This is a genomic window from Streptomyces sp. SLBN-118, from assembly GCF_006715635.1.
GTDB lineage: Bacteria > Actinomycetota > Actinomycetes > Streptomycetales > Streptomycetaceae > Streptomyces.
On record NZ_VFNP01000002.1, the window covers coordinates 3,116,855 to 3,129,717 of the forward strand.

14 protein-coding genes and 1 tRNA gene are annotated in these 12,863 nt (G+C 70.5%); 10 read left to right on the top strand and 5 right to left on the bottom strand.

The window, feature by feature from the left end; translation table 11 throughout:
* The first annotated feature begins 91 nt into the window (after positions 1 to 91).
* From FBY35_RS32600 to FBY35_RS32615, 4 genes are all read left to right on the top strand, one after another.
* A complete protein-coding gene (locus FBY35_RS32600) occupies positions 92 to 460 on the top strand; it encodes a hypothetical protein (RefSeq protein WP_142217517.1) in 369 nt (122 codons plus the stop codon).
* 17 nt (positions 461 to 477) lie between these two features.
* The gene (locus FBY35_RS32605; protein WP_260848977.1) at positions 478 to 1,233 is read left to right on the top strand and encodes a transcriptional regulator; all 756 of its coding nucleotides are present in this window, start codon (positions 478 to 480) and stop codon (positions 1,231 to 1,233) included.
* A 79-nt stretch (positions 1,234 to 1,312) separates the two neighbouring features.
* Positions 1,313 to 1,699 (top strand): roadblock/LC7 domain-containing protein, encoded by a 387-nt coding sequence (locus FBY35_RS32610; protein WP_260848888.1) that lies wholly within the window; start codon positions 1,313 to 1,315, stop codon positions 1,697 to 1,699.
* 57 nt (positions 1,700 to 1,756) lie between these two features.
* Positions 1,757 to 2,131, top strand: coding sequence for a hypothetical protein (locus tag FBY35_RS32615; RefSeq protein ID WP_142217520.1), 375 nt, complete (start codon positions 1,757 to 1,759; stop codon positions 2,129 to 2,131).
* Between the two features lie 50 nt (positions 2,132 to 2,181).
* On the opposite strand, the gene FBY35_RS32620 is transcribed toward FBY35_RS32615, so the two are convergent.
* Complete coding sequence (locus FBY35_RS32620; RefSeq protein WP_142217521.1) at positions 2,182 to 3,018, bottom strand: MurR/RpiR family transcriptional regulator; 837 nt, start codon at positions 3,016 to 3,018, stop codon at positions 2,182 to 2,184.
* 171 nt (positions 3,019 to 3,189) lie between these two features.
* Between FBY35_RS32620 and FBY35_RS32625 the strand changes: the two genes are divergently transcribed.
* Entirely contained in the window at positions 3,190 to 3,612 is a 423-nt protein-coding gene (locus FBY35_RS32625) for a hypothetical protein (RefSeq protein ID WP_142217522.1), read from the top strand.
* A gap of 299 nt (positions 3,613 to 3,911) precedes the next feature.
* Here the strand turns inward: FBY35_RS32625 and FBY35_RS32630 are convergent, their stop codons facing one another.
* On the bottom strand, positions 3,912 to 5,300 hold the full coding sequence (locus FBY35_RS32630) for a cystathionine beta-synthase (protein WP_142217523.1): 1,389 nt from the start codon (positions 5,298 to 5,300) through the stop codon (positions 3,912 to 3,914).
* A gap of 140 nt (positions 5,301 to 5,440) precedes the next feature.
* Here FBY35_RS32630 and FBY35_RS32635 point away from each other — a divergent pair, with 140 nt between their 5' ends.
* The 3 genes from FBY35_RS32635 to FBY35_RS32645 all read left to right on the top strand — a co-directional run bounded on the left by FBY35_RS32635 (position 5,441) and on the right by FBY35_RS32645 (position 9,770).
* On the top strand, positions 5,441 to 6,436 hold the full coding sequence (locus tag FBY35_RS32635; protein WP_142218292.1) for an SGNH/GDSL hydrolase family protein: 996 nt from the start codon (positions 5,441 to 5,443) through the stop codon (positions 6,434 to 6,436).
* A gap of 1,054 nt (positions 6,437 to 7,490) precedes the next feature.
* Positions 7,491 to 8,711, top strand: a complete 1,221-nt coding sequence (locus FBY35_RS32640; RefSeq protein ID WP_142217524.1) for an acetyl-CoA C-acetyltransferase — start codon at positions 7,491 to 7,493, stop codon at positions 8,709 to 8,711.
* 240 nt (positions 8,712 to 8,951) lie between these two features.
* Complete coding sequence (locus FBY35_RS32645; RefSeq protein WP_186357172.1) at positions 8,952 to 9,770, top strand: hypothetical protein; 819 nt, start codon at positions 8,952 to 8,954, stop codon at positions 9,768 to 9,770.
* 82 nt (positions 9,771 to 9,852) lie between these two features.
* On the opposite strand, the gene FBY35_RS32650 is transcribed toward FBY35_RS32645, so the two are convergent.
* A complete protein-coding gene (locus tag FBY35_RS32650) occupies positions 9,853 to 10,179 on the bottom strand; it encodes a hypothetical protein (RefSeq protein ID WP_142217526.1) in 327 nt (108 codons plus the stop codon).
* A 99-nt stretch (positions 10,180 to 10,278) separates the two neighbouring features.
* Here FBY35_RS32650 and FBY35_RS32655 point away from each other — a divergent pair, with 99 nt between their 5' ends.
* Positions 10,279 to 10,509 carry a DUF4287 domain-containing protein gene (locus FBY35_RS32655; RefSeq protein ID WP_142217527.1) on the top strand — a complete coding sequence of 77 codons (231 nt, stop codon included), beginning with the start codon at positions 10,279 to 10,281 and terminating at the stop codon, positions 10,507 to 10,509.
* A gap of 65 nt (positions 10,510 to 10,574) precedes the next feature.
* On the opposite strand, the gene FBY35_RS32660 is transcribed toward FBY35_RS32655, so the two are convergent.
* Positions 10,575 to 11,447 carry a Bax inhibitor-1/YccA family protein gene (locus FBY35_RS32660; RefSeq protein ID WP_142217528.1) on the bottom strand — a complete coding sequence of 291 codons (873 nt, stop codon included), beginning with the start codon at positions 11,445 to 11,447 and terminating at the stop codon, positions 10,575 to 10,577.
* A 153-nt stretch (positions 11,448 to 11,600) separates the two neighbouring features.
* Positions 11,601 to 11,683: transfer RNA gene (locus FBY35_RS32665), tRNA-Leu, on the bottom strand.
* Positions 11,684 to 12,044: 361 nt separating this feature from the next.
* On the opposite strand from FBY35_RS32665, the gene FBY35_RS32670 reads away from it, so the two are divergent.
* The gene (locus FBY35_RS32670) at positions 12,045 to 12,815 is read left to right on the top strand and encodes an ABC transporter ATP-binding protein (protein ID WP_142217529.1); all 771 of its coding nucleotides are present in this window, start codon (positions 12,045 to 12,047) and stop codon (positions 12,813 to 12,815) included.
* The last annotated feature ends 48 nt before the right edge of the window (positions 12,816 to 12,863 follow it).

Below are 12,863 nucleotides of genomic sequence, written 5' to 3' on the forward strand. Positions count from 1 at the left end.
CAACTCCCCTCTGCCGTGGCCACGTTGCGTAGTCTCCCCGTCACCGCCGCACAACAGTGCGCGGAACGCCGTGGCGGGAAAGGGAGTCGGCGTGCCCGGAATCGACGAGTGTCTGCTGGCGGCCATGACAGTGCCGGGCGCGCGCGGAGCGTCCCTCGTGGACTGGATCAGCGGCCTCGCGCTCGGCGCTGTCGGCGAGGCCGCCGGCGACGACCACGAGGCCACCGCCGCGGAGACCGCCGAACTGGCGAGGATGGCCACCGAATACGCCACGGAGCGGGGCCCCTCGGTCGAGGACCTCATCCTCACCACTCAGAGCGCCTACCACCTGGTGCATTTCGTTGAGACCGGCTTCGACGCCACGGTGTTCCTGCATCTGTGGCTCGACCGGGACCAGGGCAATCTCGCCCTGGCCCGCATACGGCTGCGGAATCTGGCCGAGGGGCTGGTGCTCGTATGAGAGCGGCCGTGTCCCCCATGCTCCTCAGACTCGCCGACGAACGCGCCACGGGCGTGCTGGTCCGCGACCACGGCGCCCTCTATCTCTCCGACGGCCAGGTCGTGCACGCCGAGAGTCCCCGGGCGCCCGGACTCGACGTCCTGCTCACCGCGAGCGGCCTGCTGGAGCCCGACAGCTGGGCGGAAGCGGTCGCGCAGGCGGGCGCACGCTGCGAGGTCGCCCGCTTCCTCGTCGACAGCGGCCAGGTGGCCGGGGGCAAGCTGGAGATCTGCCATCTGGGCGCGCTGTTCGACGCGGCCTTCTTCGCGCTCGCGCCGACCGGCGGGCCGACCCGCTTCCGCTACGGGGTCGTCCACTGGATCGGCAGGGTGCGGCCGGTGCCCACCGAGGTCGTGGAACGCGAGGCCAGGCGGCGAAGCCGGCTGCTGGACTCCGTCTGGCCCCACCCCACGGTCGACACCGCTCCGGTGGAGCGCCGCGCGCACCCCACGGCGCGGGCGGTCAGCCCGCTCAGGCAGGCCCTGCTCGAACTCGCCGACGGCGTACGCACCCCGGCCGCCATCGCCAGAGCACTGGGGCGTCCCGCCTTCAACACCCTCATCGAGGTACGGAGGCTGGCCGCCGACGGGCTCATCGAGACGCCCGACAAGTCGGCGCTGCCCAGTCGGCCCGCTGCCACCGCCGCCATCGCCGCCGAGGCCACCGAGTCCCCGTCGGTCCTGGACTCCGCCCTGCTCCGACGGCTGCGCGACGCACTGGAGGCAACCCTGTGAGGCACCGCTCCGTCCACCTGGTCCTTTTCCCACCGTCATGAGGCGCGCGATGAGGCTGCGCGCCGAGAGGAGAGCACTCATGAGGGCCGAGGCCGACCTGCTCGCCGAACTGAAACGCCTGCGTATACGCGTACCGCAGCTCACCGGCGCACTCGCCTCCAGCTCGGAAGGGCTCGTGCTGGCGGCCGACACCGAGGAGGCGGAGAGCGTCGCCTCGCTGACCGCCGCAGCGCTGCGCGCAGCGCTGCGGCTCACCGAGGCGACCGGACAAGGGGCCTTCCGCGAGCTGCTGGTCCAGGGCGAGCGGGGATACGTCGCGACCTATGCGGCGGGTTCCTCGGCCCTCCTCACCCTCCTGGCCGAGCCGCGTATCAACGTCGGCCGGCTCCACCTCGAGGCCCGACGCTCCGGCGCCCGTATCGGCGAGCTGGTGGACGGCGCCCTCGACCGACCGGAGAACACCTGACCCATGACCGACACACCATCGCGATCAACCAGCAGACGGAAAGGAAGTGCGCATCCCATGGCCAACACCGAACGCGCCCTCAAGGAAGCCACCACTGTCATCGAGGGTGCCCTGGGCGCCGCGCTCGTCGACTACACCAGCGGAATGGCCCTCGGCACCATCGGCGGCGGAAAGGATCTGGACCTGTCCGTGGCGGCGGCGGGCAACACCGATGTGGTGCGCGCCAAGGTGCGCACCATGGAACAGCTCGGGCTCAAGGACGGCATCGAGGACATCCTGATCACGCTCGGCACGCAGTACCACCTGATCCGGCTGATGAAGGGCCGGAACGCCAGCGGCCTGTTCCTCTACCTGGCACTCGACAAGGACCGGGCGAATCTCGCCATGGCCCGGCACCAGCTGAAGAAGATCGAGGCCGAACTGGAGGTCTGACCGCTCGCCGGACGGAGGAGCCTCCCCTGAAGCTCCTCCGTCCGGTCCCGCTACTCCACGAACAGGCCTCTCGCCGCCGCCTTCGCGTCGAACTCCTCCAGCCGCGCCTGCGCGTCCGACAGGTCGTCGCACATCGCCTCCAGCAGCACCCTCCCCAGCAGCATCGGCGCGCAGGCCGTGTCGAAGGCCAGGCCCGTGCCGACCGCCGCCGGGATCAGCAGGTCGCTGTGGGCGGCGACCGGCGCGAAGGCCGAGTCGGCGACGGTCACCACCTTCAGGCCCGCCGAGCGCGCGTGCGCCAGCGCATCCACGACCTCCCTCGGGTGGCGTGGCAGCGCGAAGCACAGCAGGGCGCTCGCACCCGCCAGGCGGGCCGCGTCGATGCGGTCCGTGAGCATCGTGCCGCCCTCGTCGAGGAGGCGCACGTCGGGGTGCACCTTGGCCGCGAAGTACGCGAAGCCGCGGGCCTGCGAGGACGCGGCGCGCAGGCCGAGCACCGGCAGCGGACGGGAGGCGGCGAGGAGACGGCCGGCACGTTCGACCGGGGAGAGGTCGGCGAGCAGGTGGGCGAGATGGCGCAGGTTCTCGATCTCTGCCTGCACCGCCTGCTGGTACTCGTTGATCCCGTTCGCGCCCGCCTCGCTCTCCGCCGGCGCGACTTCCCGCAGGTGCTTGCGCAGCGCCGGGTAGCCGTCGAAGCCGAGCGCGACGGCGAAGCGGGTGACGGACGGCTGGCTGACCCCGGCGACCTCGGCGAGTTCCACGCTGGACAGGAAGGGGACGTCGGCGGCCCGGCGCACCATGCTGTGGGCGATCCTGCGCTGGGTGGGGGTGAGCCGGTGGCCTTCGAAGAGCTCCTGCAGCCGTGCGGCAGGGCTGTCGCTCATGCCATCCCCTTCGTCAGGTCGTACATCACGTCCTATTCAGACACCGACAACTCTGCATGACGATATGCAGACCCGGCAAGGTATCGCAGGGATCGCTGGAGGTAGCCCAGGGGAAAACAGTGGGGCTGGCCCCACTGACTCGGCAGTCGGCCGGCCGTAGCGTGAAGGGTTATGGAATCCCGCGACCCTGAACTCAAAAAAGAGCTCGACGCCACCCTGCACGCCCGCCGTGAGCTGGGCGAAGAGTACGACGCCGCGCTCGTGGAATCGTTTCTCGAGAAGGTCGAGAAGCGGCTCGACGGCACGGTGGACAAGCGTGTGCGCCGCCAGCTCGCCGAGCAGCAGATGGTGGTCGCCCGCGGCACCCGCTCGCCGCAGTCCGCGGAGTCGAACTTCGGGGAACGCTTCGGCTTCGCGATCGTCGCGCTGATCCTGGCGATCCCGCTGTCGGCGATCGCCGTGGTCAACGCGGGCCTGGAGGGCCTGATCGTGGCCTGGTTCGGAATCGTCGGCGTGAACGCGGTGCACGCGGCGCGGGGTTGGCCGTGGACGAGGGGGGCGCGCGAGCGCGACAAGTCCGACTGGCAGGACTGAAAAATACAGGTCTGAGAAATGAGCGCGGGGACCGCCGCACCCCCGGCGAACCGGGGGGCGGGACGACGGCGGTCCCCGCGTGGGACGCGGTGCCGGGTCAGGGCCGGTCTCCGCGTCCAGGGCGTCCTGGGAGGTCCGGGAGCCGCTCCGGAAGTCCTTGACGCCGCTGTGGGTGCCGGCCGGGACACCTGCCCGGTCTCCCTTGCCGACATCCACCACTGTGCAGGACGCGCGTTAAGCGGGTGCTGCGCCTACATGTCGCGCGCGTACCGATTGTGCGAAACCGCGTTCGTAGAGTGCTACTTGCCGCTCTTGGCGAGGAATGACAGCAGGTCCTGACGGCTCACCACACCCGTCGGCTTGCCCTCCACCAGCACAATCGCCGCGTCCGCAACACCGAGCACCGACATCAGGTCCCCGACCGGCTCGCCCGACCCGACCTGCGGGAGCGGAGCGCTCATGTGCTTCTCCAGGGGGTCCCCGAGCGAGGCGCGCTGGGTGAACAGCGCGTCCAGGAGCTCGCGTTCGACGACGGAGCCGATGACCTCGGCGGCCATCACGTCCGGGTGACCCGCGCCCGGCTTCACGATCGGCATCTGGGAGACGCCGTACTCGCGAAGCACCTCGATCGCCTCGCCGACCGTCTCCTCCGGGTGCATGTGCACCAGGCTGGGGATCTTGCCGCCCTCCTTGTCGCGCAGCACATCGGCGACGCTCGCGGACGGACCGGAGTCCTCCAGGAAGCCGTAGTCCGCCATCCACTCGTCGTTGAAGATCTTGGAGAGGTAGCCGCGGCCGCTGTCCGGGAGCAGTACGACGACCACGTCGTCGGGGCCGAGCCCCTCGGCCACCCGCAGCGCCGCCACCACGGCCATGCCGCAGGAGCCGCCGACGAGCAGGCCCTCCTCCTTGGCGAGACGGCGCGTCATCTGGAAGGAGTCCTTGTCGGACACGGCGACGATGTCGTCGGTCACGTTGGGGTCGTACGCCGTCGGCCAGAAGTCCTCGCCGACGCCCTCGACGAGGTAGGGACGGCCGGAACCGCCGGAGTACACGGAGCCCTCCGGGTCAGCGCCGATGATCTTGACCTTGCCGCCGCTGACCTCCTTGAGGTACTTGCCGGTCCCAGAGATCGTGCCGCCGGTGCCGACACCCGCGACGAAATGGGTGATCTTCCCGTCCGTCTGCTCCCACAGCTCGGGACCGGTGGTCTCGTAGTGCGAGCGCGGGTTGTTCGGGTTGGAGTACTGGTCGGGCTTCCAGGCGCCGGGCGTCTCGCGCACCAGACGGTCGGAGACGTTGTAGTACGAGTCGGGGTGCTCGGGGTCGACGGCCGTGGGGCACACGACGACCTCGGCACCGTACGCACGGAGCACATTGATCTTGTCCGTGGACACCTTGTCCGGGCAGACGAAGATGCACTTGTAGCCCTTCTGCTGGGCCACGATCGCAAGGCCGACACCGGTGTTGCCGCTGGTCGGTTCCACGATCGTGCCGCCGGGCTGGAGCGCCCCGCTCTCCTCTGCCGCCTCGATCATGCGCAGCGCGATCCGGTCCTTCACCGACCCGCCGGGGTTGAAGTACTCGACCTTGGCCAGGACGGTCGCCTGAATGCCTGCGGTCACGCTGTTCAGCTTCAGCAGCGGGGTATTGCCGACAAGACTGATCATCGAGTGGTGGATACGCACAATATTCTCCGGGATCTCCGTAGTGATGCGGCCAGCGTAAGCGGATCGGCGTGTGATTGGGCGCCGGTGGCCACGGGGCAGTTAGCTGATGACTGAAGCTGAGCTACGAGGAGGTGGCTGGGACTGTGTCGACGGCGAGGGTGGCACGGCGCATCGCGGCGGGCGCGGCCTACGGGGGCGGCAGCATCGGCCTGCTCGGAGCGGCTGCAGTGGGACTTGTGCTGGCGGAGGTCCAGCTGGCGAAGCGCTCCGTGGGCGGGGGCACGGCCCCTCTTCCACCACGCGGCGACGGGCTGTACGGGCTGGCCTTCGGCCGCAGCAATCCGCTGGTCCTCGGCGTACTGGGGGACTCGACTGCGGCGGGGCAGGGCGTACGGCGGGCGGGCCAGACACCGGGGGCCCTGCTGGCCTCCGGGCTCGCGGCGGTGGCCGAGCGCGCGGTGGAGGTCCGCAACGTGGCACTGCCGGGGGCGCAGTCGGACGACCTGGAGCGACAGGTGACGCTGCTGCTCGCGGACCGGAAGCGGACACCGGACGTCTGCGTGATCATGATCGGCGCGAACGACGTCACCCACCGGATGCCGCCCACGCAGTCCGTCCGCCATCTCGCGGCCGCGGTGCGCAGGCTGCGTACGGCGGGCGCGGAGGTGGTGGTCGGCACGTGCCCTGATCTCGGCACGATCGAGCCGGTGTACCAGCCACTGCGGTTTCTGGCGCGAAGGGTCTCACGGCAGCTGGCGGCGGCGCAGACGATCGTGGTCGTCGAACAGGGCGGCCGCACGGTGTCGCTCGGCGACCTGCTGGGCCCGGAGTTCGCGGCGAACCCCCGGGAGATGTTCGGCGCGGACAACTACCACCCGTCGGCGGAGGGCTACGCGACGGCGGCGATGGCGATGCTGCCGACGCTGTGCGCGGTGCTCGGCGTCTGGCCGGAGTCGGACCGCCTGGAGCCGGAGCGCCACGAGGACATGCTCCCGGTGGCGAAGGCGGCGGCGACGGCGGCGAAGGAGGCGGGTACGGAGGTCACGGCGGCGAGGGCGCCCTGGGCCCTGCTGAAGCACCGCCGACGCCGCCGCCTCCCGACCCCGGCGCCGACCCCGGAACCGTCGCCCGCGTCGGAGGCGGGGCGGTCGTAGGCGCCCGGGCAGGGGCGGCGCGGGCGTTCATGGCGCGGTCCGGGGTGCGCCGGTGCCGTGTGACGCAGGCGTTCATGGCGCGGCCCGGGGTCCGCCGGTGCCGCGCGGGGTCCGCCGGTGCCGCGCGGCGCGGGCTCCGGGCCCCTACGGGCTCGACTCCTCGGCGTCGGCGGCGATGAGGGGTTCGTAAGGGCACCCGGTGTTGGCCGCCAATCGCCTGCGGGGACGACCCTTCACGCCCCTCCCCACCCGACCGGCTTGCGGTTCGCCCGCGAAGCCACCCACCGGGCAGCAACCACCAACGGCCCCGACCCACGTTGACCACGGACCCTGGAAACGCGGTGCGCGGAGGTTCGCCCGCGAAGCCATCCACCGGGCAGCAACCCCAACGCCCCCGGCCCACGTTGACCACACGCCCTGGAAACGCGGGGACGACGCTTCAACGGCCCCTGCCCACCACCACGGCGTGGATGGGGACCCAGTCCGGCCGTGCCCACCCGCACGGTTCCAGCTGCCGTGGTGAACCGGCCGCGCCTCCTGGTCCGCCGCGAAACCGCAGGAGCCCCGGGGCCCCGCACCCCGGGGGCGGGGGGAACCCGCCACGTTCTCCTGCTCCACGGCGAAGCCGCAGGAACATGGGGTGTGGGGCGTCGGCCCCACCGCTCGGGGCGGCGCGAAGCTGCCGCAGGCGGGCCTGGGGGCGCCAGCCCCACGGCGCGGGCGGCGCAGAGGGGTGCCGGGAACCGGCCTCGCTCTCTTGCTCCGCGGCGAAGCCGCAGGAACATGGGGGTGTGGGACGCCGGCCCCCGCTCGGGGCGGCGCGAGGCTGCCGCAGCGGGGCCGCCGGGGCCCCTACGATCCGGCCGGGGCCTGGGGGACGCAGGGGATGGGGGCCAGGCCGTAGGGGGAGGGCGGGGGAAACCCCCCGCCACCAACTGAGCGCTCGCTTAGAAAAGAGGCCCGCATCACACGCCCCGCCCCGTGACCACAGCCATACGTACCGGTAACTTCCCAGACAGCGCCCCCTAACCGCCCCGCACACCATGGAGCCGTGATGCCCGAAGCCGTGATCGTCTCTGCCGCCCGCTCCCCCATCGGCCGGGCCTTCAAGGGCTCCCTGAAGGACCTGCGCGCCGACGATCTGACCGCCACCATCATTCAGACCGCCCTCGCCAAGGTCCCCGAGCTCGACCCCCGGGACATCGACGACCTGATGCTCGGCTGCGGCCTGCCCGGTGGCGAGCAGGGGCACAATCTCGGTCGTATCGTCGCCGTGCAGATGGGGATGGACCACCTCCCCGGCTGTACGGTCACGCGCTACTGCTCCTCCTCGCTGCAGACCAGCCGCATGGCGCTGCACGCCATCAAGGCCGGCGAGGGCGACGTCTTCATCTCCGCCGGTGTCGAGATGGTTTCCCGGTTCGTGAAGGGCAACTCCGACAGCCTTCCGGACACGCACAACCCCCTCTTCGCCGAGGCCGAAGCCCGCACCGCCTCCGTCGCCGAGAACGGCGCCGCCGACTGGCACGACCCCCGCGAGGACGGCCTGGTCCCCGACGCGTACATCGCCATGGGCCAGACCGCCGAGAACCTGGCCCGCCTCAAGGGCGTGACCCGCCAGGACATGGACGAGTTCGGCGTACGGTCGCAGAACCTGGCGGAGGAGGCCCTCAAGAACGGCTTCTGGGAGCGCGAGATCACCCCCGTGACGACCCCGGACGGCACGGTCGTCTCCAGGGACGACGGCCCCCGCGCGGGCGTCACCCTGGACGCCGTGCAGGGCCTGAAGCCGGTCTTCCGCCCCGACGGCTTCGTCACCGCCGGCAACTGCTGCCCGCTCAACGACGGCGCCGCCGCCCTGGTGATCATGTCCGACACCAAGGCGCGCGAGCTGGGCCTGACCCCACTCGCCCGGATCGTGTCCACCGGCGTCTCCGGCCTGTCCCCCGAGATCATGGGGTACGGCCCGGTCGAGGCCTCCAAGCAGGCTCTGAAGCGAGCGGGCCTGACGGCCGGCGACATCGACCTGGCCGAGATCAACGAGGCCTTCGCCGCCCAGGTCATCCCCTCGTACCGGGACCTCGGCCTGGACCTGGAGAAGGTCAACGTCAACGGTGGCGCCATCGCCGTCGGCCACCCCTTCGGCATGACGGGCGCGCGGATCACCGGCACGCTGATCAACAGCCTGCAGTTCCACGACAAGCAGTTCGGTCTGGAGACCATGTGCGTCGGTGGCGGCCAGGGCATGGCGATGGTCATCGAGCGGCTGAGCTGAGCGGCCGGGCCGTTTCGGCCCCGCGTGGAACTCAGTTCGTGACTGAATCTCCCCCAGGATGTGACCTATCTCCTGGGGGAGAGTCATTCCCCCAGGTCAGGACGGCTTCGGGCTTAAACGCCGGGCACAAAGTCCTGTCCAATTCGTGACGTAATGCACTGACAGGGGGCGCGGGCTCCCCGCAAGCTGAGGTAGGAAGTCGGGGGATCGATTGAAACCAGGAGTACGTCAGTGAGCGCCATGTCTATTGCCCTGCTGCTGACCACGGCCGCCGCCACCGCCGTGGGCGCCGCTGCCCTGCACGCCGCACATGGGCTCCGCAAGCAGGTCACGGCCCTGCGCACCGAGCTGGCCACAGCGCACGGCACCGGCCGTCTCGCGACCGTGCCGCAGGCCCGCCCCACCCCCGCCGCCGAGATACGCGCCGCGGTCGCCGAGGCGCTGGCCGAGGAGCGCGAGCGCGAGCTGGCCGAGGCGCGCGCCTTCTGGGCCGCGCAGGAGTCGCGCGACGCTGCTGACGCGCCGTCCCTGCTGGGAGGGTCGGCCACGCCGGGCGACGAGCTGCCCCCGTTCTACGTTCCGCGCCAGACCGATTTCGTTGGCCTTGAGGCGATGGACTTCGAGGCGGTCGAGGCTCTGGACGACCTGGCGGATCTGCCCGAGGTGACAGAGTTCGCCGAGGACTCCCCCGAACTCGCCGCGGCCCGCCGCCGCCACCCCTCGCACCCCGACTTCGTCCCGCTCCAGACGCCGGTCGTCACCGACCACGAGCGCACCGTGGCCCGCCTCGAGGAGCTCGCCGAGTCGCGCACGGAACTCACGGACGTACGCCCTGGGCCACTGGGCACGCTGGACGTGTATGTCTTCGCGGACGGCACGACGCTGTGCATGACCCCCGGCCACCGCGAAACCGCCGAGAAGCTCGCCGAGGCACTGCGCGAGGGCGACACCCCGGTGCTGCTGGGCGGCTCCGGCGTCTCGGGCGCGTACGCCCTCACGTTCGCGTGCGGCGAGGAGAGCGTCTACATCCTCGCGGACCGCGTCATCGCCTCGCTGTAACGCCGTCCCTGCCCGCGGCGGCCCATCCCCGCGGGCCGGGCCTCCACCGCCCCTCACAGAGCCCCCCACGGGCCCGTCGGCCCTAGAGCCCCGCCCGGCCCGCCGCCTCGCGCACCAGACTCACGGCCTCGTCAACCTCCGTCATGGAACCGGACGGGGCCATTCTCAGTGCCTCGGCCAAATCTCGCCCGGCCACCATCAGCTGATCCGCAACCGCAAACAGGCCCGCATCCGGCATGATCCTCGGCTCGCTTCCGGGGGCCTCGATGCGCTGTGCACGCACTGCCAACTCCCTGGCCAGCGCCAGCCCTTGGGCCGCCGCACCACGCCGCAGCCGGCTCTGCGGAGCGGCCCTCAAACGGTCGGCGAAGCGGTCGACCGCGGCCGTCAGCTCACTCGTATCAAGCACCCCGCGACCCTATGCGCCGAGACCGCACTGTTGCCAATACGCGAACGCTCAGGCACGGTGGCGTGAAGGAGCACACGCGCAACGCGTCCGGAGGCGCCGATGTCCCAAGTCTTCTCCGAAGAGACCCATCGAAATCTGCTCTCCCGAATCCCTCACTGCACCGGTCGTGAAATCTCCGACTGGCTTCGCACCGTCGAGGAGGGCCCCTCCCTCTTCCGCTTCGAGGAGAAGGTCAGCTGGCTCCGGAGCGAGCACAATCTCGCTTACGGACATGCCAAAGCGATCATCCATGAGTACGACCTGAGGCGCGCCGCGCGCAAACTGCTCTAGGTCTCGAGACGCCGAAGGGCCCGCCCGGCTCACGCCGTACGGGCCCTTCGTCACGCCTGTGACGACTAGTCGTCGCCGCTGAAGATCGCGACCAGCCGCAGCATCTCCAGGTAGATCCAGACGAGCGACATCGTCAGACCGAAGGCCGCCAGCCAGGACTCCTCGCGGGGAGCGCCGTACGCGATGCCGTCCTCGATCTGCTTGAAGTCCAGCGTCAGGAAGAAGCAGCCGATCAGGATCGCGAGGATGCCCACGATCGCGCCGAGCGGGCCGAAGCTGCGCAGACCGCCGTCCCCGGCGACGCCGAAGACCACCAGCAGGAGGTTCACCAGCATCACTGCGACGAAGGCGATCGCGATGGTCATGCCGATACGGGCATAACGGGCGGTGACCCGGATCCAGCGCTGCTTGTACATGAAGAGCGTGGCGCCACTGACCGCCAAGGTGCCCAGCACGGCCTGGAAGGGCGCACCCGACCAGACGCTGTTGTACATCTCGCTGATCACGCCCAGGAAAATGCCCTCGAACGCGGCATAGCCGATGATCAGCGCGGGCGACGGTGTCCGCTTGAAGGACTGGATGATCGCGAGAACGAACGCCACCAGCGCGGCGCCGATGGCAAGCCCGTAGCTGGTGGACGAGACGGGCAGCACGACCCAGGCGAGGATCGCGCCGACGGTGACGGTGCCCAGGGTCATGGCGGTGCGCGAGACGACGTCGTCCATCGTCATGGCGTTGGTGCGCGCGGGCGCCGGGGCGCCGTATCGCGTGTCCGCCGGAGCGTAGGGGTTGGTGGCGTACGGGTTGCCCGCGCCCTGTACGTAGGGGTTGGTTCCTACGGCGGGGCCCCCGGCCTGCGGCTGCTGCGCGTTGAACCCCGCGTAGCCGTTGTCGCGGCTGAACCCCCGTCGCGAGAAGACCGGGTTACTGCTCCTCATCTCACTCCTCCATGGCCACCCTGCGCGGCCTTGGAGTCAGAGTAATGGGGAAGCAAAAGGAACGCCCTAGTGCTCGGGGAGGATCTTTCCGCGATCGAGACCGAACCAAGATCGCTACCAGCGCCGCCCGGGCGGTTCGACCGGGCGGCGAAGTGCCCGGAGCCGGACTTGAACCGGCACGCCCCCGAGGGGCAGCGAGGTTTAAGCTCGCCGTGTCTGCATTCCACCATCCGGGCATGGCGAGCGGTCCGCGTTGGCACCCGAGCCTATCCGGGTAGATCGCCCGGCCAGCGGGCCCGTGGCCCGATGTTGTCTTATTCTATTGGCTTCTGAGGGTGCGTCAGTGCAGGTGACCGGGCGTTCGGACCCGCCCTGCACGGCCTACGACCGCCGTCTCACGTACGCCGGAATGACGGAAAGTCGCCGCCCTTCCCCTCATCGCGTCTCAGGGACGCCGTCATACCAAAGGAGGACGACCGGGCTTCACGGTCCGACCCAAGTGGGCCCCGGGAACGGGCACCGGGACTGACGATCCGGCGCGCGGCAGCGGACACGATGGGGTGGTCCCCATGACGCACCTCGACAGGAGCACTCCTCGTGACCACCACTCCCATCGCTCACCGCGCCACCGCAGTGGCCGCCCGCGCCACGGATCTGTCCAAGGTGTACGGACAGGGCGAGACCCAGGTGGTCGCGCTGGACCGGGTGACCGTCGACTTCCGGCAGGCGGAGTTCACCGCGATCATGGGGCCCTCGGGCTCCGGCAAGTCCACGCTGATGCACTGCGTGGCCGGCCTCGACAGCTTCAGCTCCGGATCGGTACGGATCGGTGAGACCGAGCTCGGCTCGCTCAAGGACAAGCAGCTGACCCAGCTGCGCAGGGACAAAATCGGCTTCATCTTCCAGGCGTTCAACCTGCTGCCGACGCTCAGCGCCCTGGAGAACATCACGCTCCCGATGGACATCGCGGGCCGCAAGCCCAACAAGCAGTGGCTGGAGCAGGTCATCGAGATGGTGGGCCTGCGGGACCGGCTCAGCCACCGCCCCACCGAGCTCTCCGGCGGCCAGCAGCAGCGCGTCGCCGTCGCCCGCGCGCTGGCCTCGCAGCCGGACATCATCTTCGGCGACGAGCCGACCGGAAACCTGGACTCGCGCTCGGGCGCCGAGGTGCTGGGCTTCCTGCGCAACTCGGTACGGGAGCTGGGCCAGACCGTCGTCATGGTCACCCACGACCCGGTGGCCGCCTCCTACGCCGACCGGGTGATCTTCCTGGCGGACGGCCGGATCGTCGACGAGATGCTCAGCCCCACCGCCGACGGCGTTCTCGACCGGATGAAGGAGTTCGACGCCAAGGGCCGGACCAGCTGAACGGCCAGTGCTGCTCCGCTTCGTAGAACTCCGGCTCTCACCTCAGGA